Here is a 22,830-nt window from a genome sequence, read left to right as displayed (position 1 = left end):
GCCCATGGGCCTTATCTCTGACGACGTGTGGGCGCAGATCGCCCCTGTATTCGCCCTCCGTTTCCCCTGTGAGGGCATTGTTGCGGTCATGCCCGACATGACGTGGCGGGAGCTTGAAAACACCGCTGCTGACCCTCTACGGCACTTCGACCTGTCCTTTGCCGACAAAGCCGAGCTGGCCACCAATCCGCCGCTTGCCCTGATCCACAGCCATCCGAACGGCAATCAGGAGCCCTCGGACGCGGACACCATCTCAGCACTGTCAACGGGATGGACCTGGGGAATTTCGGTTGTCCATGGCCTGCCTGAGACCGGCGAGGTGTTCAGCGTCGGCTATCCTGAGTTCTGGGGCGATGCGGTTCCGATCCCGCCGCTTCTCGGCCGTCGCTACCTCTGGGGCGTCCGCGACTGCTGGTCGGTCTGCCGCGACTACTACCGGCTCAAGGGACACGAGCTGAAGGACGTGCCGCGCAGTCGTGACCCGTCGCTCTATCCGTCAGGCCATCCCCAAAGCAGCCCGTTCAGGTTCTACCCGCCTTCAGTTGGTTTCGAGCCGCTGGATAGCTGGCTGGACCGACGCCCTGGCGACTTCGTGACGCTCTGCTGGCGCGATCACGTCCCCAACCACTGCGCCATCTACCTCGGCAACTCCAAGCTCCTGCACCAGCCCCGCGACCAAGCCTCAAGTGAGTGGACGGTAAATAACGAGACCACGCTTTACACGAACATGAGTGCCAAGTTCTACCGGCTGAAAGGGAGCAATGCTACGAGTTAAACTGTACGGAAAACTCGCCGAACAACTACCAGCGAAGTACCAAAAGAACGGCCTCCAGCTTCACGCTAACAGCGTTCCAGAAGTTCTCGCCGCTCTCGATCAGCTCTTCCCCATCACCCGCGATCTTTGGAAGAGCGGAGCGGAGTTCCGCCTAGGTCGGACCCTCAAAGCAGCCCGCAAGCTCAAGCTGGAGGAAGTCAGCAACGGGCGTCTGTGCGGCATCAACGGCGACCAAGACGCCACCCTTCATATCGTCCCTGCGGTGTTCGGCTCCGAAATCACTTCGGCCATGATCATCACCGCGTTGGTCACGTCAGCTATCTCGATTGGCGTCACCCTGATCACCAACGCGCTATTTCCAGTCGGTGAGAAGACCAGCGGCAACAAGCGCAAGTCCGCGCTCTACAGCAGCGGCCTGAACGTCCAGCAAGAAGGTGTCGTTCTGCCCTATCTGGCGGGCACCGCGCTTGCTGGCTGCAACTTCATCGAGACCGACGTTGAGGTTCTTCAGAGCGGCCTATCTCCGACATTCACCCCTGGCCCAGGCGCTACCCGAGCCGGTGTTAGCGGCGGCCTGTACGGCGAAGACATCAAGGGCGGCGCGATCCTGAACGTGCTCTTCCCAGAGCTGTTCGGCTCCAAGGGCGGCGGCAAGACCCGTGCCGACAACATGATGTCATACGCGAAAATGAAAATGCAGGGCGCTGTCGCGGCCGGTCCAGTCGCAGGCATCAAGGGCACGACCGATCAGGAGAAGATGGCCAACATCTTCATCAACGGCATGCCTCTTTGGAACGCGGCTGAGAACCGCTCGACCTACGACGGCGTGTCATGGGCTGAGCGTCCAGGCGTCCCAGGCCAATCGGTCATCGCCATTACGCCCGGCGTCTCCAACGTCATCAACGAGAACCAAGCTCTGGTGAAGCAGACTGTCGCGGGCACCGACGGTTCGATCATCCGCGCTGTCTCAGGCCCCAACGTCGCCCGCGTCAAAATCCGCGTGGCCATGGCGCTTGTCGCTAACGACAAGAAGAACAACCAAAAAGAGACGGACATGGACATCGCCGTCATGACCCGACTGCCAGGTGGTAGCTGGGTCCAGTACGGCACGTGGCACTGGAAGGGTAAGAGCAGCAGCGCCGTCCAATCGGAGATGATCGTCAATGCGCCAGAGGGCGCGGGCGATCAGCTCTGGGAATTCAAAGTCCAGCGCATCACCGCCGATAGCACCGATGACAAGCTGCAGAACGAAAGCTCGTTCGGCGGCTGGACCGAAACCATCGACAAGGAGCTGTCCTACGACGGCACCCAAGGCGCGCCCGCGACTGCCCTGTTCGCAATGGCGGTCGACAACTCGCTATTCGATATCAACCAGCCGCCGGAAGTCGCTGCTATCTGGGAAGGCCGCTTGTGCCGCGTTCCAACCATCTACGACCCTGAGACCCGCGCCTACGGCGAGTTCTGGGATGGCACTTGGAAGCGAGCCCACACGGACAATCCGGTCTGGCACTGGCTGGAGCTTGCGACCGATCCCGTTGTTGGCGGCGGCATCGCTGATAGCTACTTCAACAAGTTCAGCCTGCTCGACTGCGCCAAGTTCTGCGACCAGCTCGTCAACGGCCGTCCTCGCTACACCCTGAACAAGCAATTCACCGACGACCAGTCGCTTCCCGAGCTGCTGAGCGATTTGGCGAAGACGTTCCGCGCCAACGTGTTCTTCGGCGGCGATCAGGTCTTGCTCGTTCAGGACAAGCCGCAGGGCTTCGTCAATCACTACGTCAACAACGCCATGGTCCTGAACGGGCAGTTCGTTGAGGACACCGTTGAGACCCAGGCCCGCTTCAACGAAATCGTCGTCCAGTGGGACAATCCTGCTCAGCACTATGAGACAGCCGAGGTCGTCTACCGCGATGAGGTGGCGATTGCGAAGTTGGCAGCGGCCGGTTTCCCGAACGGCGGCGTGGTCACGAAGACGGTCTACAAGATCGGCTGCACGAACGCCCAGGAGGCCTACGACTACGCGCGTCTCCTCGTTTGGATCAGCCAGAACGAATACAAGACGATCACCTTCGACATGCCCGTTGGCGCGACGAACTTCGCCCCCGGTCAGCTCATGGAAATCGACGACTGGAACAAGACCGGCAAGTCCAAGGTCGGCACCGTTAAGCGCGTCATCGACGCCAACACCTTTGAGCTAGACGCGCCTTTCGAGTTCAAGGGCGCAGCCGTTTACAAGCTCAGGATCGCGAACAACGAAGGCCAGACGATGAAGCCCCTTCAGGGCTTCGCGGTGGACACCAAGACGGCGACGATCACGCTGCATGACCACGGCCTCATTGAGGAGCAACCCGTGGGTATCGTTCAGGTCGGCGCTGGTGCTCAGCCGGTCGTCTATCGCGTCATCGACATCGCCGAGAAGAGCCCAGGCCAGTACACGGTCACGGGTCAGCTCTACCACGAGGGCAAGTTCGGCTGGGTCGAACAGAACGTCCCTGTCGTCATCCCGCCGACAACCGAAATCTCGATCAAGGCACCGAAACCAGAAGGCCTATCCATCCGCGCCAATCACCGCGCAGATGACGTGCTGGGAACGATCTTCGATCTGGAAGCAAGCTGGTTCCCGTATCAGCCGCCCGCTGGGGTCAACAGCACGCCAACGAAGGTGCTGGGCTACGAAGTGCAGTGGAGCGGTCCAGGCGACGCAACGCTCCGCGCTTGGGAGCGTGTCTATACGACCATCTACACGATCAAGAACGGCGAGCCCGGCCAGTACCGCGTGAGGGTGCGGTCAATAAATACGGTCGGCGCAACAAGCGAGTATGCAGAAGCGGTCTTCGACCTGAACAGCGACGACACTCTCGACCTTGAACCGCCGATCTTTGAGGGGCTGTTCTGAGGCGATGAGTGGCGAAGGTAGAATTTGTAGGTAGAGACCTCCCGGTAGCGTTCAAAGAGAACCCGCTGAACATCGGTGCGGGTTGGTATCAGATTGAATGCGAGTGCGCGGACAAGACGCTAATCAAGAGCACCGCGCAGGCCGACTTCATCTCCGAAGATGCAGACGGAATTCGTCACTACCACTCGGTGTTCACCTACGGCGAAATGTCGGGCGCAGGGATCACCCGTAAGCCCAAGCTGAAGCTCCGAACGATCAGCGCGGATGGTCACGTTTCCAACCGCTATACGCTGGTCGAGGCGATCAATCCGCCCCCCGTCATCAACACCCAGCCCGTCGTTACTCCGCAGCTCGATAGCGTCGCGGTCACGATCCAGCGTCCCGTTGATGGCGACCTTGCGGGCTACCTTATGGCGGTCAGTCCGGTCGAGGTTTTCGACCCTGAAGCCCACATCATTTTCGACAGCACGAGCAATGCGTTCACGGTCCCGATCAATAGCGCGGTCCAGACTTATTGGGCTCGCTTCGCTGCCTACGACGAGTTCGGAAAAGACAGCCTCGTCTGGACAACCCCGCAGGCCATCTCGACCTACAACGGCGACTGGACGGATGTCTTCGACCAGCTCGACCAAATCCGACATGAGGTCGATGAGCTTCAGGAAGTCGTCGATACCAAGATCGGTGAGCTGGAAGACCTGTTCGGTGATCGGGTCGAAGAAGCCCTAGAGACGATTGCCGAGACCGAAGAGCGTGTGAACGACATGCTCGCGGATGGCTTGGCCCTCGGCGAGCAGTTTGAACAGCTCGGCGAAACGCTCCTCCAAAACCAGATGCAAGGGGTCAAGGAGACCTCGGAGCGCATCGACGCGACCTATCTGGCTGACAAGCCGCTGGGCTCCGTCGTCGTCAACGAAATCACGCGCACTGACGATCTGGTCGAGACCACCAACCTGATTGCGGTGAAGGCGGCTGATGGTCAGTCGGTCATTCTCCGCACTGACAAGGTGTTCGTGCAGGACGGCGTTAGCGTCGCCCAGAAGCTCGAATTCATGGAGGCCAAGACCGATCAGGCCAAGGCCGACGCCCTCGACCAAATCACCCTCACGGCCAGCGAACTACGCGCCGAAGCGGACAGCAAGTTCACCCTCCAGACTGAGTTCGGCGACTTCCAATCGTCGGTTGGACAGCAGTTCCAATCGGTGTCGGATGCCAACTCGGCACTCGCCCAATTCGACAGCCTGCTAGGCGTCAAGAACGGCACCAACAGCGCGATCATTCTCAACACCGACAAGGTGTTGGTCACGCCGTCTCAGAGCCTCGCCGACAAGTTCACATCCATGTCGGCGGAGACAGCGCAGGCCAAGGCCGATGCGCTCCAGCAGATCACGATTGCCACGAACGCGACCAAGGCAGAGGCGAACAGCAAGTTCGTCCTGCTCACCAACTTCGCGGACTATCAGACGCAGGTTCAGCAGAACTTCACGTCCAACTCCAGTTCCAACGCGGCCCTAGCGCAGTTCGACCAAATCCTGGGCGTGAAGAACGCTCAGGGCACGGCGATCACACTGAACACCGACAAGGTGCTGGTCGCGCCCTCGCAGAGCCTGTCCCAGAAGTTCACATCGCTGTCGGCGGAAACGGCCCAGGCCAAGGCCGACGCGATCTCTCAAATTACGGTCGCGACCGACGCGGTGAAGTCGGAAGCGAACAGCAAGTTCGCACTCGTCACCGACTTCAACGGCTTCAAGACGACCACAACCCAGAACTTCACGAACGTGTCGAACCAGACCTCGGCGCTGGCCTCGTTCGACCAAGCTGTGGGCGTGATGCGTGGCGATGGTCAGTCGATCACGCTGAACACGAGCAAGGTCTATATCGACGCGACAACCACCTGGTCACAGCGCGACAGCCTGATCGAAAGCCGCTTCGCCGGTAACAGCTCAAGCTATCTGCTGAGCACCGCGAACACGGCAGCGTCAAACGCCTCGTCGGCCGTCACCACGCTCCAGCAAATGGGCGTGACGCTGAACAACGGCAGCGCCTGGATTCTGGATAGCAGCAAGGTCAACATCGGTGGCGGTGAAAGTCTCGCCACGCGCCTTACCAACCTCCAGAGCAGCGTGAACGGCAAGCCGTCCGTGGCCTACGTGGACAGCCAAGTCACGGCTTATACCGGTCCCAACTCGTCCATCGCGTCGCAGATCAACAGCGTTCAGACGACAGCGAACGGGGCGAATTCCAACGCGACCATCGCGCTGAACGCGACGAACGGTAACTCCGCGACCATCGGCATTTTGGCCGCCGTAAACGGGCGCGTGACCGGCCTGAAGATGAACGGCGCGACCGGCACCGTCATGTTCGAGGCGAACAACTTCGGCATCATCCAGACCGGCGGCGGCACTTCGGTTCTGCCGTTCAACGTCTCGGGCGGCACCGTCTACATGGACAACGTGGTCGCACGAAACATCGGTGCGGGCACTATCACCGCTGACAAGATCGTCGGCGGCGCGATCACCAACCAGCTCATCTTTGAGACCGGTACGTGGACGAGCTTCGACGCCTTCTCCGAAATGAACCACCTGACCTTCAACTACTATTGTGAAGGCGGTGCAGTCTCGCTGAGCGTCTATTGCGAGATCGGCACGACGACGAACGCCGCCGCTGGTGGCGTCTACCGCATCTACTGCGACGGCGTCGCCCTCAACAGCGGTGCTGACTACTGCACTCCGCTCTGGGGTCAGAAAGGCGTGACCATCCCGTCGAAGAGCAATCCAGGCGTTGGCGTCCACACCTACCGCATTGCCTACCAAGCCACTCCCGGTTCCGGCGCTGTCCGCGCGAACCGAACGTATGTCCTGCTCACGGAGCTGAAGAAATGATCGTCCTTATCTACAAGCCAGATGGCACCCAGCTTATCAGTGGTGATGAGTTCAACGTCCAACTCAACATGCCTCTCTTCGAGGGCAAGCCAGACACCTACATCCGCGTTCTGGATGACACGCCCTTGTCCGACGTTGGTTCGGTGATCGACAGCCGCATTCCAGCAACCGTCGAAGAGTTCGACGAGCTGTACGGCTCACCAGAGACCTGAACCCATCAAAATAAATACGTGACAACTAACAGTAGGTGTCACGAATGGCGGTCACAAAGGCGCAGTATAGCGCTCAATCAGCGGAGCTTATCACTAAGCTACTCAGCACGACGATCACTCAGCCCGAGTTCAAAACTCAGTGGGCCGACCTGAACAACGCCTATGGCGTGTCGAACCCCGACCTTGCCGACCGGCAAGGCAAGTTCATCGAAGAGAGCAACGACCTCAAGAAGGGCATCTACGATTGGGCGACGGGCACCGTGAATGGTGGTCCGAACCATGACGGCATGTACCCTATCAAGCTGGTCACTGGCGGCACGGTCATGTGGCCATGTATCGCCCGCATCATCGACCCGCTGTACGGCTCTGAAAGCCTCGCCAAGGAGTACGCTGAGCGCGCGGAAGCTGCGCTCGCCTCGTTCCTTGAGAACACCGACAATTCCGCCGCGAGCGCGGCACTGGCCAAGGCCTCAGAGCTAGCCGCAAAGGCCTCGGAGACGGCTGCAGCCACGTCCAAGACCCAGGCCGAAGCCGCCAAGGTCGCAGCAGCGCTATCCGAAACCAACGCCCACAACTCTGAACTGGCCGCGAAGGCATCCGAGCTAGCTGCTCAGGCCGCCAAGCTCGCGGCAGAGGCCGCACGCGATGCAGCGGCCCTATCGGCCACCGACGCAGATGGCGCCAAATCAGCCGCGGTGACTGCGAAGACCGCAGCCGAGGCCGCCAAGATCGCGGCTGAAGCGGCTCGCGATGCAGCGGGTCTGGTTCAAGCCGATGTCACCACTTCTAGGAACATCGCCCAGGCAGCAGCAGCGACCGCCGTGTCCGCGAAGACCGACGCTGAGACCGCCCGCGCCACGGCAGTCACCAAGGCCGCCGAAGCGCAGGCTTCCGCAGATGCGGCGGCCGGTAGTGCAACGTCAGCAGCAGCGAGCGCGACCCAGGCCGCTGCGTCGGCCACGACGGCGCAGTTCTATGGCGAGCAGGCTCAGCAAAACGCGGCCGGAGCCAACGTCGAAGCCACAGCCGCGATGAACGCGCGGGACTTGGCGAACACCTACAAGAACCAAGCTATCGCCGCGAAGACAGCGGCCGAAACCGCTGCCGCCAACGCGGCAACCTCTGAAGCGAACGCTTACGACTCCCAGCAGCAAGCCGGTTGGGCCAAGCGCGACGCAGTGAATGCCGTGATCGTGGCCCAGCAAGCCGTCACGCAAGTCCAGGGCTTGATCACTGAAGCCGAGGACGCCCGAGACGCCGCCATCGAGGCGGCCAACGATGCTGAAGACGCCCAGGCGCTGAGCGAGACTGCTCGTGACGATGCGGTGGTCGCGAAGCTCGCTGCTGAAGCGGCAGCGCTACAGGCCGCTCAAACGGTAGGCTTCGACATCACGGACTATCAGCTCAAGTCGGCCAAGGGTCAGCCCAACGGTTACGCGGGTCTGGATGCGAACGGCAAAGTGCCGCTGTCGCAGCTCGATACCGCTGTCCTGGGCGGTCTGAACTATCAGGGCACGTGGAACGCGGCGACGAACACGCCAGCCATTCCAGCGGCCAGCATCGCCAACAAGGGTCAGTATTTCATCGTCGCGACGAGCGGCACGACCAACGTGGATGGCATCACCGACTGGCAGGTCAGCGACCTGATCATGTCGAACGGCCAGTTCTGGCATAAGCTCGACCAGACCAACCAAGTCCTGAAGGTCAACAACAAGACCGGCGACATCACGCTCACGAAGGCCGACGTTGCCCTTGGCAATGTCGACAACACCTCGGACGCCAACAAGCCGATCTCGACGGCTACACAAGCCGCGCTCGACCTGAAGCTCAACATCGCGAGCAAGGCGAACAACACCGACGCGACCACGGGCACCGACGACGCCAAGTACATGACCGCAGCCAAGACCAAGGCGGCGATCAACGGCGCGACCATCACCCAATCTCAGGTGACGAACCTGACCGAAACTCTGGTGCTGAAGCTCGACGCCACGGAGAAGGGCGTCGCAAACGGCCTCGCGTCCCTAGACAGCAACGGCAAGGTCCCAGCTGCACAACTTGACCTGAACTGGAGTGGCATCAGCGGCAAGCCATCGACTTTCACGCCTTCGGCACACAATCACGTCCTCGCCGATATCACCGACTTCCAGGCCTTCGGCGATCAGATTTTCGGCAAGTTCAGTACCTACCAATCGAAGAACCAAAAGGGCCAGCCAGACGGCTACGCAGGCCTCAACGGCGTCGGCAAGATCGATGCTGGGTTCCTCGATGTTCAGTGGGACTTCATGACCGGTAAGCCGAGCACGTTCCCGCCATCGGTTCACGGCCACGCTTTCACGGACATCACAGGCCTCAACACCGCTCTAAACAACAAGCTCGACCTTACCGACGCGGTTCGTTCGCTGAACGGCCGAAAAGGCTTCGTCGTCATCACCGCTGCTGACGTGGCCCTAGGCAACGTGGACAACACGTCCGACGCCAACAAGCCTATCAGCACCGCTACCCAAACCGCCCTAGACGCCAAGTTGGCGATCTCCAGCAAAGCGACTGCCGGCGAAGCGACCGCAGGCACCGACGACACCAAGTACATGACCCCTGCGAAGACGGCTCAGGCCATCGGCGTAGCAGCTATCACCCAGGCCCAAGTCACCGGCCTGAGCAGCGCACTTGCGGGCAAGGTCGCAGATGGCGACGCCCTGAAGTCGGATCGTCAGGTGATCGTCACCCCGGCGATTACCGGCGGTGTCCTGACGTTGGACCTGTCGTTGGGATCGGTGTTCAACGTCTCTTGGAACGCCAACATCACGTCGATCAACGTCACGAACTGCCCGAGCGGCATGGTGTCGTGGACGCTGGTTCTGGTCGGTGCAGGCGGTTCATCGGTCTCGTGGAACACCACCACATTCAAGTTCCCAGGCGGCACCGCGCCAACCCTGCTCAGCAACGCGGGCGCTCATAACTTCATGTCGATGGCGACCCTGAACGCGGGCTCGCGGGTCAACGTGTTCTTCTCGGGAGCGACCGTCTAATGACCGCTTCCCGTCGCCTCCGCATGGGTGGCATGCACGCCACCAACTATTCGACGGCCTGGGACACGACGTTCCAGACCGGGCACCAGACCAACTACGTGACCTATTGGTCCACGAGCGCGCCCGCGTCGCGCTCTACGTCGGTGTCATGGCAGGGCACGGGAACGCGCGAGACAGCGGTCTATCGCAGCGCCAATGTCTCCTATTGGACCTCTCGCACGACCAGCGTTTCGGGTAGCCGTTGGACCTCTTGGACGACCGAATGGAGCGTGCCTTACAGCTATCAGTCATCCTACACGACCGAGTGGCACTCCTGGGGTCCCGGCGACCGACCTTACGGCCATAACACGACGGTCTCCTATCAATCGGAGACCAGCCGTTACACCTATTTCAAGTTCTCGGACGAGGGCTGGGACACGTATTTCAACACTACCTACAACTCGTCGTTCTTCGTCATTGACGGCTACTACAACACCGACATCACCCACACCCAGCAGACCAGCGCCACGGTGTCGGGCTACAACAATTACTCCCAAACCACGTCGGTCTTGGTCGGCTATACGAGCTACTACGACACGTCCTGGCTGGTCAGCTACACCAGCTATTGGTGGGACTACTGGAACACCAGCTACACGACGACGTACTCTAGCTCATGGACAACGAGCTACACGAGCACCTGGACCACCTCGTATTCGGATAGCTGGCAGACCAACTACAACACGTCGCGAACGACCTCGCAGATCACAGCGAGGGACACGACATGGTGACAGTTCGTCCTCCGTTTTCCGGCGAGCTGTTGGGCGATCCGGCCATCCAGAACAAGAAGATCGGCCGCGACTTCGCGGCCATGCGCGGCGGCCACCTATCAGCACTGTCAGGCGTCGAAGCCATCATCCGCGAGAAGGCTCCGCTGCTCGCGAGCTACGACGTGAACCGAGGGCAGCAGCCCTTTTTCCATGAGTTCACCTACACGGAATGTCTGGGCGCTGGCCTGCTTGTCAGCCCTCAATCTCCCGAAGCGTCGGCTCGTCTCGTTCAGATGGCTCTCGAGTATTCCGACCAGGGCTTTGACGCAGCGAGCGCGGTCCTAGCGCAGCGCGAAGAGCGCGGCACCTTGGACAAGTACAAGCAGGCCAGCGGCGAGCTGAACGTCAAATCGGTCGCGTTCATTCCAGGCACCAACATGTTCCACGACATGGTGTCGCGCGAGGCGCTGTCGCGGGCCATGTTTGAAGACGAAGAACTGGTGATCAAGCCGCACCCGCTGAGCGACGGGAAGCTGATCGCCGAGCTATGCAGCATCTTCGGCCACTACCGCGTCCTCGACCCCAAGCTCAGCGGCGACGCCTGCCTGGTTAGCGCTGAACGGGTTTACGCCTGCACGACTACCGAAATGGGCCTCTATGCGGTCCTCATGGGAAAGCCGATCCACAACGTCGGTAACTTCTTCAACGAGGGGCGCGGAGCCTACAGCGCGTTCTATCGGCAGCTCTGGAACAAGACGCCCGACGAAGCCAAGTCCACGCTCACGCACATCCTGAATTCGCCGCTCAGCGGGTTCATGCACAAGGACGATCCGAACGTCGCTGATCGCGTCCAGGCCTACTTCGACGCGGCCATGTCCGTGCGGGCAAGCCTCAAGCCCGTGCTGCCGTACCCACAAGCTCCTGCTTCCGGCGCCCCTGTGAGGCCAAGCTAAATATGGGCTCGGATTTGGTCTCAGACATCGAAAGGGGCGACGTGATTACAGACCCCTCGCTCACCCTAGTAACCCGCCCTCTAGACCCGCAGCGCGTCCTTTTAGATGCGGCGATCGAGCGGCTTCACCAACAGTGCAATCGCCTAAAAGAGTCGGGAAGAGCCTGTTCAGCACGAAAGGCTCCGCGTCATGGAAGCACTGGCTAGCATCGTCAACGCCCTGATCGGCGGTCTCGCGGGGGCGAGCCCAATGGTCTACTTCTCCCTCGTCGTCACCCTTGGATGCGGCTTCGGTTGGTGGACTGAAGCAAAGGCCGGTGCGGGCGACCGCAAGGCCGCGACCGAGCGCTTTGACGCGATGGTGAAGGACAAAGACGACCGTTACGACAAGATGGTCACGGACGCTCAGGAAGCCGTTCGCGAGGCCCAGGAACAGGTGCGCGCGATCAACACGGACTGGACCGCCACCAATCGGGAAAACAGCGACAGCCTCCTGAAGATCACCGAGGCTTTGCAGCATGTCGCGGAAACGCTCGCCACCATGGGCGACCGCGCGGAGTAATCAGGGCGGCTTTGGTTTTCCCCTTTTCCGCTCAGATGCGCGCCCCTTCGGTCACCCGGAGGGGCGTTGTCATTTCTCCGGGAGGTTCAGGGTCGTGCAGTCGGCGACATAGACTGCCGCCTTGGGGATCATGACCGCGCTCTTGCTGGAGAGCTGGAGCATCTTCGCCTTCCCATCGACCTCGCGAACGAACGAGTAGATCTCGGCCGCTTGGATGCCTTCAGGGTAGGCCACCAGTACCGTGATTTCCTTCGAACTCATCCGCAGCGGAATGATCTGGCCGCCATCGTCGCGCGAAGAGACAATCTCGCCCCGGCTGTCCTTGAACAGCACGTCCAGTTCGCCCTTGTCGTTCTGGGTCAGGGTGGTGGACCCACCCGATATCTGGTCGTCCTCCCAGCCATCCTGTCCCTTTTTCACCAGACCAGCAGCCGGATAATAGGCGTGACCCTTCTGAGGACCGCACGCGGCGATGGTTCCGGCGTTCGCCTGGGATGCAGCCGCTATGACGGCGATGGCCAGCAGGCCCGACACGAGTTTCATGCGCTTAGACCTTCGGCTGGCAGGAGCCCGCATACTGCGAGATCGAGACGTTGGCGGGCGTTGATAGGATGTGGCGCGAGTATGCGGCCGGAAGCGGTTTGCCAGCTTCGGGCGGCGTGTAGACGGTCAGGAGGGTCAGGTTTCCAGCGGGCGTCTGTTCCAAGAACTGCATCTGATCACCCAAGCGAGTGAACCGGACTTCAGCGGTTCCGACGTTGCCGATCACCTGAGCGGTCCCCGACTGTTGGTCGAGGTTGGTGATGGTCAGCTTCATCGCGAAGCCCGCCTTGCCACGCTGATAGTCCGGGTTCAGCGCGCCTTCATGGACAGCCTTCAGCTCGCAGCTCATGGCCGTCATCGTCGGGAATGGATTGAGCGGGAAGATCGCCGGATTGCGTGAGCAGCCGCTTAGCAGCGCTGACATGGCCAGCGCGAACGCGATCTTCTTCATTTCATTGCCCCCGCTAAGGATAGATCGGCTTAGCTTCACAAGACCTACCGGCCTGGATGAGCTTCGCGCAAGCGGCCTGCGCCTGGGGCATGGTTGGAAAGGCCGATATGATCGCCCGGTTCACGCCGCCCCGGCCGTCAGTTTCGATGATCGAGCCCGTCTGCACGCCCAAGAGCTTCATGCCCTTGTCGATAGCGCGGCTGGCTTTCTCGACGCTCTGGAAGCGCCCTAATTCCAGATAATAGCCTTGGCCTGCTGGCTGGGTCGCTTCGGGCGCTGTTGACCCCTGCAAGGGGCTCAGCGTCTGCGCGACAGACACGGCAAAGCAGACGACGGACAGAGCTGAAGAGCCCGCGACGACTGTCCGTGTACGCATTTCCTTCCTCCCTGACGCGCCCAGCCTACAGCTTACTCGTCTTTTGCGCGAGTATATCTGGACGCACCCGGCGACTGGGGTTATCGCGGGTGCATGATCCAGTCCGGCCCGCTGCTATCGCGGCTTCTTCGCTTCTTCGACGACTACGACCACGGGCGTTGCGACGAGCAAATTCGCCGCGACTACGCTGAGCTTTCAGCTCGGGTCGAGATCGCTACGGCCAACATGGAGACCGCTGAGAGCGAGGAAGAAGCGAGCCAGCATTGGGAACGCGCGGCAAACGACATCTTGCGCTTCCTCCAACGCCTCGACGCGCCGACAGTTCACTAACAGTGGTGATAAGGCTAAGAATTCCGAAGTATGCTTTCCGGGAATTAAGCATAGTTAGAAAATAGTTCTTGCCAGCGCAGATAAGTTGAGCTACAGGTTCGTTATTGCAGATCGCTGGACCAGTGGCACCAGCGATTACTCAATCGTCCGCCGCCCCTTAACAGGAGCGGGAAGCCCACTGGATGGCCGATGAGCTAATTGAGGCTCAGGAACGCCGCCTGGAAAAGGACAAGGCCGGTATCGGTCCGAAGGATAACAGCGCACCTGTTATCCGGGGTGGGGTCCCTAGGACCCGGTAGGAAGCGGTCATCGCTGCTTCCACTTTCGCTCCCCTGCAATGGAGCACCAACCCTGACGACAGTCAGGGAAGGTGCTCGTGTATGGTGCGTCCAACCAGCCCTTCTCGACAGTCGTCTCCGCAAGGAGACTTCTTGATGCAATACCTGTTCGACACCGCCGCTCCCATCATGGAGCAGATCAAGTCGATCAATGGCGCGGTCGCCAAGTTCCACCTCAGCGTGGATGAATTCCGCGCCCGCGTGCTGGCTTATCAGTACCGCTTTTCCCACCACTACCTCATCGGCGCTGGCGATCCCGTTGAACTCGCTACCGCCCTCGTCCAGGCGCAAATCCCCGGCGCTGGCGCAGATGACAACGCATGCCTTCCGGTCATGCGCCTCTTGTCGGGACGGTTCGACCCGGCAGCGCCCAAGGTCAGCTTCAACGGTCACGACGACCTGACCAAGTTCCGGCGCAACGAAGGCTGGAGCCGCTATGCAGGCGTCCACCGCTGGCTCTTCCAGAGCCAGACCCACCCCGACGAAGCTGAGGCCAAAATCCTCGCGTTTCCGGGCGGCCTGACCGCCATCCTGGCGGAGGACCGGAAGAAAAACGGTAAGACCCGCGCCAAGCCGAGTGAGGCGTTCGTCAAGGTCGCCATCGAAGATGTGAAGACCCGACCGGCTCACGAGGTGGAAGGCGCGGCCCAGGAAACTGGTCTCCGCATGGTCTGGGCCTACGTCGAGAACGGCGTGGTTCATCTTGGCGGCGTGGTCAGCAACAGTGAGCAGGCGGCGAAGGCAGCGGCAGCCAAGTACGGCGCAACCAAGCCTCAGAGCATCGGCGTGTCTCGCGCGATCATGGCCGAAGCTGAGAAGCAGGCCGCGTCCATGGCGGCCCTGCGGGCTTCCGTGACCGGTGGGGAGGAGGCGTAATGGTCGACTTCCCCGATCTCGCAGCGATTCAGAACCGCCTCGCATATGAGGCGGTGACGAAAAAAGCCGCCCTGCTCAGCGAGTCCGACATGCGGCGCATACTCAGCGCCGATGACTTCGCGGACTATCAGCAGGCGGTTGCAGACGCGACCGCCCAGGCGGCACGTCTGAAAGGCGCGCTGGTCGCGTGTACAGATGAGGCGTGGGCTTTTTGGGAGGCCGCACTCCAATTCTGGAAGGACGCTGGTCAGGTCTGGATCATGGCGGAGCGAAACAAAGCCCAGCGCGAGGCCAAGGTCGCTGCGGAGGCGGCGCTCTATGCCAAGCATGAGCTGATCATGAAGCCGCTATGGGCTGTCGTTCCCGACAAGGACGCTTTCAAGCGCCAGTCCATCCACGAGACCTTCGACACTGGGTCCATCCCTGGCCTCAAGATCGCGCGAGAAGCGCGCGAGAAGCAGGACCGTTGGCGGTTCACCCGTGACAAGAAGCTGAAGCGGGCGGGTAAGCCAATCCCTGACCCTCTCGTGCTGAACCAGCTGGGCTTCATCATGAAGACCGCGTGGGAAGACGAGCCGCAACACCAGTGCGTCCCGTGGCAGCAGCAGTACGACGTTCTGGAACGCCTCTTCGGCGAGGTCGAGCACCAGACCTAACAGCGCCGCCGTGCTCCCGGCTTCGGCCGGGAGCAACCCGACACCCGAATTTACGAGCTGAATATGAGCACCGAATACATGACCCGGACTCCGATGAGCCTGGACGAGTTTAAGAAAACAGCGGCGGCCAATGGTTGGACCTACGCCATTGTCGATGACCGCGATGTTGTGCGGAAAGAAGGCGGTGACGGCTCAATGGCCTTCGATCTCCGCGAAACGCCCTGCGCCGATGGCGAGACCCGCGTTGAGTTCACCCGGTATGCCGCCAACGATGTCCGCGAGCTTGTCGATTTGTTCGACTGCTTCAGCGAGCACGATGACGAGTTCTGGACCCTATGCAGAACGTGGGGCGACGAGGATTGATCGTCCTGCCCATGAATAATGACGCTGAATAACGGCGTTCTTTATAAATACGGATGAAGCGTCAGGGTCGAAAGCTGCCGCTTCGGCAGCGTCCCTGGTCTTCGTCCTGATGAAAAAGCCTGAGCCCGCTGCGCGTCTTCGACCCCGCGCAGTGGGTCTTTTTCTTTCAGGAGCCTCCAATGAGCCCCCACCGTAATCCCCGTTGGATCGAGCTATGCGACAAGGTCCTTAGCAGCGCCGCCAACGAGCAGCGCAGCGTCCGCGCCAACTCCACCATGCTGTCCGTCATGGAAGGCATCATCCGCACCCTTCACAAGGGCGTGCCCCTCTCCGAGAAGCAGGCGGAAGCCTTCATCGGCAACATCCGCCGCCGCGTACCCGGCCACCACGACTTCACGTGGCATGGCCCTATCCGCCTCACCAAGAACCAGCTTCGTTACCTTCGTCGCGCGTCACCAGACCTCGAAAATGAAGTCCAGGAAGCACACGCAAATCATCCCGGTTTCACACCTGTTTCGCAGCCTTTTCACACCACTTTCACACCTGTTTCACACCGCTTTCACACCGCTTTCACACCTGAAGACCCTTCAAACCCTTATGCCGTAAGTGGTTGTGACCTCCTTACGGAACGAAACGAAACGAAACGGAACGAAACTCTACGACAAGACCACTCGCTCGTCGCTCGCGGTCCAGATCAGAACTTGGAAATGATCGTTGGAAGTGGAAGTCCACTTCGTGAAGACCAAGAGATACCAGCAGCAGAGGCGCTATCGCGCCTGGGATATGATCGCGTCACCACTTCGGAAGAGATCCAGAGAGATCGAGCGCTTGGCGCTCATTTCAACACGGCGCAGGACTGGACCAAGGAAGAGCGCCTAGCGGTACGCGAGAACGCCCTGCAAGGGCTCATGGAGCTTGGCGACAAGGCAGTCGCACGTGACACCAGCAAACGGCCCCAGGGGCCTCTCCAGGCGTCTGTGAGGCTGGGTACGGGAGCGGCAATCGACATCTGGTGCGACGGCATATCCACATGTCGCGGCGAGCTGCAATTCAACGGCGCGCGGTACTGGCTGAACTTCTCGGGCGTCCTGGGCGCTGAAGAGCGATTGTCGCAAGCCCGGCGCGAGCCCGGCGATTGGTCTTTCGGTGATCGGGTGGCGGAAGAAATCGTGGTCCCGATGTCGCGTCGCCAGATCAGTTATGACAGCCCCGCCCATCGGTTCGCGGCATCGCCGGTCTTCACGTCCAAGAACCGCGAAACTGGCATTTTTCCGCAGATGTTCGTGGCGCTGCTCTGGGAGGGCCAAGCGGTAAAGAGCGCGGTCCTGTTCAACGGCCCCGACATTTACGAGGCCACGTTCGCCGTGAACACCGCCACCAACTCGAAGGCTCCTGACTACAAGGGAAGGCTCGTCCAGGCATGAACGCTCACTGGCCCCGCCGCTTTCCGTCTTGGACGCGAGCACGCAAGCTGAGTGGCCGCATGAAGCCCTTGGTGCTTGATGCTGCATACGCCAAGCCGATCTCTGAGTTGGAAGGCTATACGGTCATCACGACGGTCCTGCCGTGCCACCCTTGGTCCTACGACTACACGTCGGACAACCCGCATCCTGGCCTCGTGAAGCCCTACTGCGACGCCATCCAGCCGATGGTCGATTGGGTCCGCACCCGCACGTTCAAGGCAGATGACGCCTACATGTTCGAAGAGAAATACCCTCTCGTGCTTGGCCGGATAACAGTGGCGTACTGGTTCTTTTCGCCAGCACGCGCGGCCGACGCGCTCTTGTTCAAGCTCGCGTTCGGCGGGTCATGAAAATGGCCCCGGCGCTGAGCCGGGGCCTGTGGGCTTGAGCAGCACCAAACGAGTTGAATGCGCCCACCACCTACTTAGTCGCGGAAGAACCCAGATCGCGGGAGACGATCTGGGCCCAACAGAAACCTAACCTAATAGAGCGTGGAGATGACTAGTCCCACGCACTTATTTAGCACGCGGCCCAAGCGCAGCCGTTTGAGCCCGTTTTTCCTGAATTCCGCTAAATACAGGTGCGGCAACAGAACCGCATAACCTAACAGGAGGAACGGACATGACTAATCCGAACATCACACTCACGCGCTTCAAGCAGGCACACAAGGCAGCGACTGTTTACGACGCCTACCAACTACCGGCCGAAGACATCAGCATCGAAGACGGCATGGATGCTTTGGTCCAGATGCAGCGCGACACCGCCGGCCAGCCGCATCTATGGGGCTTCAGCGACTACAAGTCGGTCCATCGCAGCGACGCTATCAGCAGCGCCAGCGCCATCGTTCTCGAATACCCCGACGACATCGCGGATCAGGTCAGGCGTGAAGCCCAGGACATCGCCTGGGCCAACTATGTCATCGAGACCGAGGGCAAGGCAGGCAACACCATCGCGGTCGTCTTCCCGCTCGCCAAGGAAATCACCGACGCCAAGACGTACAGCCGAGTGGCGACGATCATGGCGGTTGGCATGGACTGTTACGGGCTGACGCAAGGCTGCGGCGCGATCACGTTCCTGATCCAGCCAAGGCCCTTCGCGAAGGTCGAAACGAATGACGGCATCTTGGTCGATGCAGACAGCCGCGTCGCCGCTTACGCGGGCGAATGGTTCGAGATCAGCAAGTTCGAAGGTGAGCGCCCGAGCGCGTTCCGAACCGCTGCTAAGTCAGCGCAGCTCGATCCACCGACCCACACGAATTCGGACCTGTTCGACTGGTCCTAACTCTCTACCCCACCTGACAGAACTCCAGCGCGGCCGGTCGCGGCACGGGCGAATAATCCAAGGCGTGGTTCCTGGGTCGGGATGGGTCTTTGTCATAGGCCAGGTGAAACCACGCAAACCGCGAGGATGACCCCGCTGGAACCAGCGGGGTCAGAGCCTCTGTCAGCTTAGTGACGGACAGGGAAGTCCGTCGGCAAGCCCGGCGCGGAAGCCGTCTTCTTGAACTCCACGGAGTTCTTGAATTCGGAAATGCGACCCTGATTGATGGAGTAGTAGGCGGCAATTTCATGCTGCCAGTAACCCATTTCGAGAGCCAACTTAGCGACAGGCTTTTGATCGTCGGTCAGGTAGGACATAGTTTGTAGGTTCCATAAATTAAACCCACACTTGACATAACGACCGACTAAGGTAGTTTAGAACACCGTTGTGAATGAGGCGTCCTCCTTTCGATCGCAGCCCCGAGTGTGGGCAGGGTTGATGGGGCGACCCGCGAGCAGGATTGCAGCCTGCTTTTGGGTCTATGCACCTTACAGAATACCTTAACCATTTGCTAAAGACAATGAATGGTTCCTGCGGCATATTGTCGCAGTTCCATTGCGTTTGAAAACGCACTCCCTAGGGCCGCCTGCTCCTCGCAGCGGCCTTTTTCATGCCCTGACTTTTCCCAACCCAATCAACAGCTTATCGCCGCACACCCGTTTTCCGAAAACGTGTGAAGACATAGTGCTGTTCCTCGACAAGAAGAACCAGCTGATCGCCGACGAGGTGATGAACCGAGGCACGGTCGACCACGCGCCTGTCTATCCGCGCGAGGTCATGCGGCGGGCGCTGGAGCTGTCGTCCAGCAACATCATCATCCTCCACAATCACCCGTCAGGCGACCCAACCCCGTCGCGGCCGGACATCGACATGACCAAGCAGATCGTCGAAGCGGGGAAGGCGCTGAAGATCGCCGTCCACGACCACCTGGTGGTCGGCCGCGAGGGCGTGGCGAGCTTCAAGGCGCTGGGACTGATGTAGATGAGGCGGACACCGGATCAGGACACTCATTTCTCGGCAGGATCAGCCAGCTTGGCTTGACGGCTTGCCTCCAGACCTTAGCGTCGCGGCTCCTGTTGCTCCGGAGTCCCCGCATGCGTCGCCTGCTCACCGTTCTCCTCGGCTCGGCCGCTCTGCTGACTGGCGTCGCTCACGCGGCCGACACGAAGAAGGCTGGTGAGAAGCCCGGCGACATCCCGAAGGCGATCAAGACGCTGCACGACAGCTTCCTGACCCTGGACACCCACCTGGACACGCCCGAGCACTTTTCACGTCAGGGCTGGTCGATGATCGATCGCCACGCCGTCACCGAGGACGGCACCCAGGTCGATCTGCCCCGCATGAAGGCCGGCGGCCTGGATGGCGGCTTCTACGTGATCTACACCGGCCAGGGCGACCTGACGGCCGAGGGCTATCGCAAGGCCCGCGACTTCGCCCTGAACCGCGCGACCGAGATCCGTGAGATGGTCGCCGCCCACCCTGATCAGTTCGAGCTGGCCTACACGGCCGACGACGCCGCGCGGATCAACAAGGCCGGCAAGAGCTTTGTCTTCCAGAGTATCGAGAACTCCTGGCCGATCGGCGAGGACCTGACCCTGCTGCAGACCTTCTACGCTACCGGTGTGCGGATGGCCGGGCCGGTCCACTTCCTGAACAACCAGTTCGCCGACAGCTCGACCGATCCCAAGGGCAAGATCTGGCACGGCTATTCCCCGCTGGGCCTGCGCTGGCTGGCCGAGGCCAATCGTCTGGGGATCCTCGTCGATGTCAGCCACGCCAGCGACGACGTGGTCGACCAGTCGATCGCCCTGTCCAAGGCGCCGATCATCGCCTCGCATTCCGGCGCCAAGGCGATCTTCGACCATCCGCGAAACCTGGATGACGTCCGCATCAAGAAGATCGCCGACAGCGGCGGCGCGGTCTGCATCAACTCGGTCTATCTGAAGGCCTCGGAGCAGCCCAGCGCGGAACTCATGGCCGCGCTGAAAGCCCTGGGTCCGCTCGACGACGAGGCCACCGAGGCGCAGGTCAAGGCCAGGATGGTCAAGATGGCGGAGCTCAAGGCCAAGTATCAGTTCCCCGCCCGCGCCAACTTCGAGATCTTCATGAGCAGCATGCTGCACACCCTGAAGATCGCCGGCCCCAAGGCCGTCTGCGTCGGGGCCGACTGGGACGGCGGCGGCGGCGTCGAGGGGCTGGAGGACGTGGCCGACCTGCCCAAGATCACCGCTCGGCTGAAAGCCGAAGGCTATAGCGACGCTGACATCCAGGCGATCTGGAGCGGCAATGTGCTGCGACTGGTCGCCGGCGCCCAGGCCTACGCCAAGAGCGTCGCGGCTAAATAGTGCTCTAGCGGGGCGGTCCCTCGAAGGCCGCCCTTCGCGCCGCCGCCGGGGTGTAGACGCGCGCCAGCCCGTCGGCCAGCGCCGCTCGCTCGGGCGGGGTCAGGGTGGCGGCGTAGCTGGCCAGGGCGGCCTCCACATTGCCGCGCGCCTGCAGATCCAGGGCGCGCGCCGTGCTCAGCCGCTTGGCCACCTCGGCGGCGTCGAAGCCCGGTGAGCCCAGCGCGGCCAGCGCCGCCTGCCGTTCTGCACGGGCCTGCTGAGCCAGCGGTTTGTTCTTCTTGTTGGCCTCACCCAACGCCTTTCGGAACGCCTTGCGGCTGTCAGGCGAAAGCACGTCGCCGGCCGAGATCAGGGGCGGCCTGGCGGGGGCGGTCGGCGTCGCGTCCTCGACGGGCGGCGCGGGCGAGGCGGGGGGCGCGGGCGAGGCGGGGGGCGAGACGGGCGGAGTCATGACAGGCACGGCCGGCTGCGCTCTGGTCGTCGCGTGATGCGCCGCTTTGGACGGCGCCTCGGTCGGCGCCACGGGAGCGGCTGTCGCGGGGATGGTCGGCGCGACGATACGGGGAGCCGGGGCGGTCGCGACGGTCGGCGCAACCGGCGGCGCCGTCAGGCGCGCATAGCCCATGCCGGCCAAGCCGCCGACCAGAAACACATTGACCACCGCCGAGGCGGCCAGGGCGATGATCCAGGGCTGCGACGTCATAGTTCGGAGGGCTCCGCGAGAGCGTCCTGCAGGGCCGACGAGGTGTCGACGGCCGTGACAACGGGCTGTTCGGCCACGACGATCGGCGCCACGGCTTGCGGACGACCGACGGCCACGCCCACAGCGATCCCGGCGAAGGCCGCGGCCGACAGGCCCAGGGCGGCGCCCAGGCCGGCGATCCAGCGACGGGCGGTATTGGGCGCTTGCGGCGCGGCGGCGATCAGCCGGCCCAGCAGGGCGGCGTCGGCGCTCTGAGCTGGCGCCAGGTCCAGCAGGCGATCCAGCTTCGCGGCGGCGCTCAGCACCGGCGACAGGCGCGCCGCGTTCGACGCCAGAAGGGCGCGCGCGGCCTCGCGCTCGCCTTCCGGCCAGCGCGCGATCTCGCCGCCATAAATCTCGGTCAGGTCCTCGAACCTATCGAGCGTCATCATGACCATGCGTCCTTCATCCGCCCGCCCCCTGTAGATCCGCCAGCGACGCCTTCAGCGCCCGACGCCCGCGAGAGAGCAGGCTCTCCAGCGCTTCGACGCTGATCCCCATCAGTCCCGCAGCTTCGATATTGCCCAACCCCTGGTGGTGGCAGAGCACGATCGCCTCGCGCTGGCGCGACGGCAAGGCCGCCAGCGCCGCCTCGACGCGTTTTGACAGGTCCGCGCCGATCAGACCCGCATCCGGGGCCGGACCGGTATCGATCTGCTCCGGCGGCGTATCCGTCGCGATCTCGCGCCGTCGTCGTAGCCGGTCGTAACAGAGGTTCAGCGCCACACGGTGCAGCCAGGTGTCGAACTTGGCCGCGCCTGGCTTCCACCCCCGCGCCTGCTTCCAGGCGCGCAGGAAGGTCTCCTGGGCGACGTCCTCGGCCTCGCCCGAGTCGTTCAGCATGCGCCTGGCCAAGGCCAGAATGCGCGGCAGGCGTCGGTCCAGCAGCGTGCGGACGGCGGACGGGTCGCCCCGGCCCACCCCCGCCAGCAAGGCTTCGTCGGGGTCGTTCCCGTCGGAGGCCAACCGTCAATCTACC

The 22,830-nt window shown here is 61.8% G+C and carries 23 protein-coding genes and 1 pseudogene; 17 read left to right on the top strand and 7 right to left on the bottom strand.

All coding sequences use genetic code 11. The features are described from left to right. Window positions 1-4: 4 nt before the first annotated feature. The 8 genes from CSW62_RS05065 (at window position 5) to CSW62_RS05030 (ending at window position 12,048) form a co-directional block, all read left to right on the top strand. The gene (locus tag CSW62_RS05065) at window positions 5-775 is read left to right on the top strand and encodes an NlpC/P60 family protein (RefSeq protein WP_099576085.1); all 771 of its coding nucleotides are present in this window, start codon (window positions 5-7) and stop codon (window positions 773-775) included. Next, window positions 762-3,671 carry a phage tail protein gene (locus CSW62_RS05060; RefSeq protein WP_099576084.1) on the top strand — a complete coding sequence of 970 codons (2,910 nt, stop codon included), beginning with the start codon at window positions 762-764 and terminating at the stop codon, window positions 3,669-3,671. Before CSW62_RS05065 ends, CSW62_RS05060 begins: the two co-directional genes overlap by 14 nt. Window positions 3,672-3,679: 8 nt before the next feature. Continuing rightward, the gene (locus tag CSW62_RS05055; protein WP_143324332.1) at window positions 3,680-6,550 is read left to right on the top strand and encodes a hypothetical protein; all 2,871 of its coding nucleotides are present in this window, start codon (window positions 3,680-3,682) and stop codon (window positions 6,548-6,550) included. Continuing rightward, window positions 6,547-6,762 carry a hypothetical protein gene (locus CSW62_RS05050; protein ID WP_099576082.1) on the top strand — a complete coding sequence of 72 codons (216 nt, stop codon included), beginning with the start codon at window positions 6,547-6,549 and terminating at the stop codon, window positions 6,760-6,762. Before CSW62_RS05055 ends, CSW62_RS05050 begins: the two co-directional genes overlap by 4 nt. A 44-nt stretch (window positions 6,763-6,806) precedes the next feature. Beyond that, window positions 6,807-9,788, top strand: a complete 2,982-nt coding sequence (locus tag CSW62_RS05045) for a hypothetical protein (RefSeq protein ID WP_099576081.1) — start codon at window positions 6,807-6,809, stop codon at window positions 9,786-9,788. After that, the gene (locus CSW62_RS05040) at window positions 9,788-10,555 is read left to right on the top strand and encodes a hypothetical protein (RefSeq protein WP_099576080.1); all 768 of its coding nucleotides are present in this window, start codon (window positions 9,788-9,790) and stop codon (window positions 10,553-10,555) included. The genes CSW62_RS05045 and CSW62_RS05040 overlap by 1 nt, the downstream gene beginning before the upstream one ends. Next, complete coding sequence (locus CSW62_RS05035; RefSeq protein WP_099576079.1) at window positions 10,549-11,487, top strand: hypothetical protein; 939 nt, start codon at window positions 10,549-10,551, stop codon at window positions 11,485-11,487. The genes CSW62_RS05040 and CSW62_RS05035 overlap by 7 nt, the downstream gene beginning before the upstream one ends. Window positions 11,488-11,676: 189 nt before the next feature. Next, the gene (locus tag CSW62_RS05030) at window positions 11,677-12,048 is read left to right on the top strand and encodes a hypothetical protein (protein ID WP_099576078.1); all 372 of its coding nucleotides are present in this window, start codon (window positions 11,677-11,679) and stop codon (window positions 12,046-12,048) included. A gap of 69 nt (window positions 12,049-12,117) precedes the next feature. Here CSW62_RS05030 and CSW62_RS05025 read toward each other — a convergent pair whose 3' ends face one another. From CSW62_RS05025 to CSW62_RS05015, 3 genes are read right to left on the bottom strand one after another with little or no spacing between them, the layout of a single operon-like run. After that, a complete protein-coding gene (locus CSW62_RS05025; protein WP_143324331.1) occupies window positions 12,118-12,582 on the bottom strand; it encodes a hypothetical protein in 465 nt (154 codons plus the stop codon). A gap of 13 nt (window positions 12,583-12,595) precedes the next feature. After that, window positions 12,596-13,042, bottom strand: coding sequence for a hypothetical protein (locus CSW62_RS05020; RefSeq protein ID WP_099576076.1), 447 nt, complete (start codon window positions 13,040-13,042; stop codon window positions 12,596-12,598). Window positions 13,043-13,055: 13 nt separating this feature from the next. After that, window positions 13,056-13,418 (bottom strand): SPOR domain-containing protein, encoded by a 363-nt coding sequence (locus tag CSW62_RS05015; RefSeq protein WP_099576075.1) that lies wholly within the window; start codon window positions 13,416-13,418, stop codon window positions 13,056-13,058. Between the two features lie 93 nt (window positions 13,419-13,511). Here CSW62_RS05015 and CSW62_RS05010 point away from each other — a divergent pair, with 93 nt between their 5' ends. The 7 genes from CSW62_RS05010 to CSW62_RS04980 all read left to right on the top strand — a co-directional run bounded on the left by CSW62_RS05010 (window position 13,512) and on the right by CSW62_RS04980 (window position 18,725). Continuing rightward, entirely contained in the window at window positions 13,512-13,748 is a 237-nt protein-coding gene (locus tag CSW62_RS05010; RefSeq protein WP_099576074.1) for a hypothetical protein, read from the top strand. 434 nt (window positions 13,749-14,182) lie between these two features. Continuing rightward, entirely contained in the window at window positions 14,183-14,962 is a 780-nt protein-coding gene (locus tag CSW62_RS05005) for a hypothetical protein (protein WP_099576073.1), read from the top strand. Further along, window positions 14,962-15,618 (top strand): hypothetical protein, encoded by a 657-nt coding sequence (locus CSW62_RS05000; RefSeq protein ID WP_099576072.1) that lies wholly within the window; start codon window positions 14,962-14,964, stop codon window positions 15,616-15,618. Before CSW62_RS05005 ends, CSW62_RS05000 begins: the two co-directional genes overlap by 1 nt. Before the next feature lie 63 nt (window positions 15,619-15,681). After that, window positions 15,682-15,981 (top strand): hypothetical protein, encoded by a 300-nt coding sequence (locus CSW62_RS04995; RefSeq protein ID WP_099576071.1) that lies wholly within the window; start codon window positions 15,682-15,684, stop codon window positions 15,979-15,981. A 179-nt stretch (window positions 15,982-16,160) separates the two neighbouring features. Then, window positions 16,161-17,405 (top strand): hypothetical protein, encoded by a 1,245-nt coding sequence (locus tag CSW62_RS26055; protein WP_143324330.1) that lies wholly within the window; start codon window positions 16,161-16,163, stop codon window positions 17,403-17,405. 59 nt (window positions 17,406-17,464) lie between these two features. After that, window positions 17,465-17,794, top strand: coding sequence for a hypothetical protein (locus CSW62_RS04985; RefSeq protein ID WP_099576069.1), 330 nt, complete (start codon window positions 17,465-17,467; stop codon window positions 17,792-17,794). A 271-nt stretch (window positions 17,795-18,065) separates the two neighbouring features. Further along, complete coding sequence (locus tag CSW62_RS04980) at window positions 18,066-18,725, top strand: hypothetical protein (protein WP_099576068.1); 660 nt, start codon at window positions 18,066-18,068, stop codon at window positions 18,723-18,725. A 167-nt stretch (window positions 18,726-18,892) separates the two neighbouring features. Here CSW62_RS04980 and CSW62_RS04975 read toward each other — a convergent pair whose 3' ends face one another. Continuing rightward, complete coding sequence (locus tag CSW62_RS04975) at window positions 18,893-19,081, bottom strand: hypothetical protein (protein ID WP_099576067.1); 189 nt, start codon at window positions 19,079-19,081, stop codon at window positions 18,893-18,895. Window positions 19,082-19,448: 367 nt separating this feature from the next. Between CSW62_RS04975 and CSW62_RS04970 the strand changes: the two are divergent. Both CSW62_RS04970 and CSW62_RS04965 read left to right on the top strand, forming a co-directional pair. Then, window positions 19,449-19,745, top strand: a pseudogene (locus CSW62_RS04970) (RadC family protein); the annotation flags it as partial. Between the two features lie 113 nt (window positions 19,746-19,858). Beyond that, window positions 19,859-21,109, top strand: coding sequence for a dipeptidase (locus tag CSW62_RS04965; protein ID WP_099576066.1), 1,251 nt, complete (start codon window positions 19,859-19,861; stop codon window positions 21,107-21,109). Between the two features lie 4 nt (window positions 21,110-21,113). Here CSW62_RS04965 and CSW62_RS04960 read toward each other — a convergent pair whose 3' ends face one another. Genes CSW62_RS04960 through CSW62_RS04950 form a run of 3 tightly spaced genes read right to left on the bottom strand, consistent with a single transcriptional unit; the run spans window position 21,114 to window position 22,817 of the window. Beyond that, window positions 21,114-21,812 (bottom strand): periplasmic heavy metal sensor, encoded by a 699-nt coding sequence (locus CSW62_RS04960; protein WP_099576065.1) that lies wholly within the window; start codon window positions 21,810-21,812, stop codon window positions 21,114-21,116. After that, a complete protein-coding gene (locus tag CSW62_RS04955; RefSeq protein ID WP_099582179.1) occupies window positions 21,809-22,243 on the bottom strand; it encodes a hypothetical protein in 435 nt (144 codons plus the stop codon). The genes CSW62_RS04960 and CSW62_RS04955 overlap by 4 nt, the downstream gene beginning before the upstream one ends. A gap of 13 nt (window positions 22,244-22,256) precedes the next feature. After that, the gene (locus tag CSW62_RS04950; RefSeq protein WP_099576064.1) at window positions 22,257-22,817 is read right to left on the bottom strand and encodes an RNA polymerase sigma factor; all 561 of its coding nucleotides are present in this window, start codon (window positions 22,815-22,817) and stop codon (window positions 22,257-22,259) included. Between the last annotated feature and the right edge of the window lie 13 nt (window positions 22,818-22,830).

The sequence above is a fragment of the Caulobacter sp. FWC2 genome (genome assembly GCF_002742625.1).
In the GTDB taxonomy this organism is placed as follows: Bacteria; Pseudomonadota; Alphaproteobacteria; order Caulobacterales; family Caulobacteraceae; genus Caulobacter.
The sequence above is the reverse complement of the archived record's forward strand: the minus strand, read 5'-3'. Positions and strand labels throughout refer to the sequence as shown.

Excerpts from the sequence above, each read along its gene's own strand:
- CSW62_RS05065 (WP_099576085.1), top strand. The coding sequence starts at position 5 with ATGGGCCTTATCTCTGACGACGTGTGGGCGCAGATCGCCCCTGTATTC.
- CSW62_RS05060 (WP_099576084.1), top strand. The coding sequence starts at position 762 with ATGCTACGAGTTAAACTGTACGGAAAACTCGCCGAACAACTACCAGCG.
- CSW62_RS05050 (WP_099576082.1), top strand. The coding sequence starts at position 6,547 with ATGATCGTCCTTATCTACAAGCCAGATGGCACCCAGCTTATCAGTGGT.
- CSW62_RS05045 (WP_099576081.1), top strand. The coding sequence starts at position 6,807 with ATGGCGGTCACAAAGGCGCAGTATAGCGCTCAATCAGCGGAGCTTATC.
- CSW62_RS05040 (WP_099576080.1), top strand. The coding sequence starts at position 9,788 with ATGACCGCTTCCCGTCGCCTCCGCATGGGTGGCATGCACGCCACCAAC.
- CSW62_RS05035 (WP_099576079.1), top strand. The coding sequence starts at position 10,549 with ATGGTGACAGTTCGTCCTCCGTTTTCCGGCGAGCTGTTGGGCGATCCG.
- CSW62_RS05030 (WP_099576078.1), top strand. The coding sequence starts at position 11,677 with ATGGAAGCACTGGCTAGCATCGTCAACGCCCTGATCGGCGGTCTCGCG.
- CSW62_RS05020 (WP_099576076.1), bottom strand. The coding sequence starts at position 13,042 with ATGAAGAAGATCGCGTTCGCGCTGGCCATGTCAGCGCTGCTAAGCGGC.
- CSW62_RS05015 (WP_099576075.1), bottom strand. The coding sequence starts at position 13,418 with ATGCGTACACGGACAGTCGTCGCGGGCTCTTCAGCTCTGTCCGTCGTC.
- CSW62_RS05010 (WP_099576074.1), top strand. The coding sequence starts at position 13,512 with ATGATCCAGTCCGGCCCGCTGCTATCGCGGCTTCTTCGCTTCTTCGAC.
- CSW62_RS05005 (WP_099576073.1), top strand. The coding sequence starts at position 14,183 with ATGCAATACCTGTTCGACACCGCCGCTCCCATCATGGAGCAGATCAAG.
- CSW62_RS05000 (WP_099576072.1), top strand. The coding sequence starts at position 14,962 with ATGGTCGACTTCCCCGATCTCGCAGCGATTCAGAACCGCCTCGCATAT.
- CSW62_RS04995 (WP_099576071.1), top strand. The coding sequence starts at position 15,682 with ATGAGCACCGAATACATGACCCGGACTCCGATGAGCCTGGACGAGTTT.
- CSW62_RS26055 (WP_143324330.1), top strand. The coding sequence starts at position 16,161 with ATGAGCCCCCACCGTAATCCCCGTTGGATCGAGCTATGCGACAAGGTC.
- CSW62_RS04985 (WP_099576069.1), top strand. The coding sequence starts at position 17,465 with ATGAAGCCCTTGGTGCTTGATGCTGCATACGCCAAGCCGATCTCTGAG.
- CSW62_RS04980 (WP_099576068.1), top strand. The coding sequence starts at position 18,066 with ATGACTAATCCGAACATCACACTCACGCGCTTCAAGCAGGCACACAAG.
- CSW62_RS04975 (WP_099576067.1), bottom strand. The coding sequence starts at position 19,081 with ATGTCCTACCTGACCGACGATCAAAAGCCTGTCGCTAAGTTGGCTCTC.
- CSW62_RS04965 (WP_099576066.1), top strand. The coding sequence starts at position 19,859 with ATGCGTCGCCTGCTCACCGTTCTCCTCGGCTCGGCCGCTCTGCTGACT.
- CSW62_RS04960 (WP_099576065.1), bottom strand. The coding sequence starts at position 21,812 with ATGACGTCGCAGCCCTGGATCATCGCCCTGGCCGCCTCGGCGGTGGTC.
- CSW62_RS04955 (WP_099582179.1), bottom strand. The coding sequence starts at position 22,243 with ATGATGACGCTCGATAGGTTCGAGGACCTGACCGAGATTTATGGCGGC.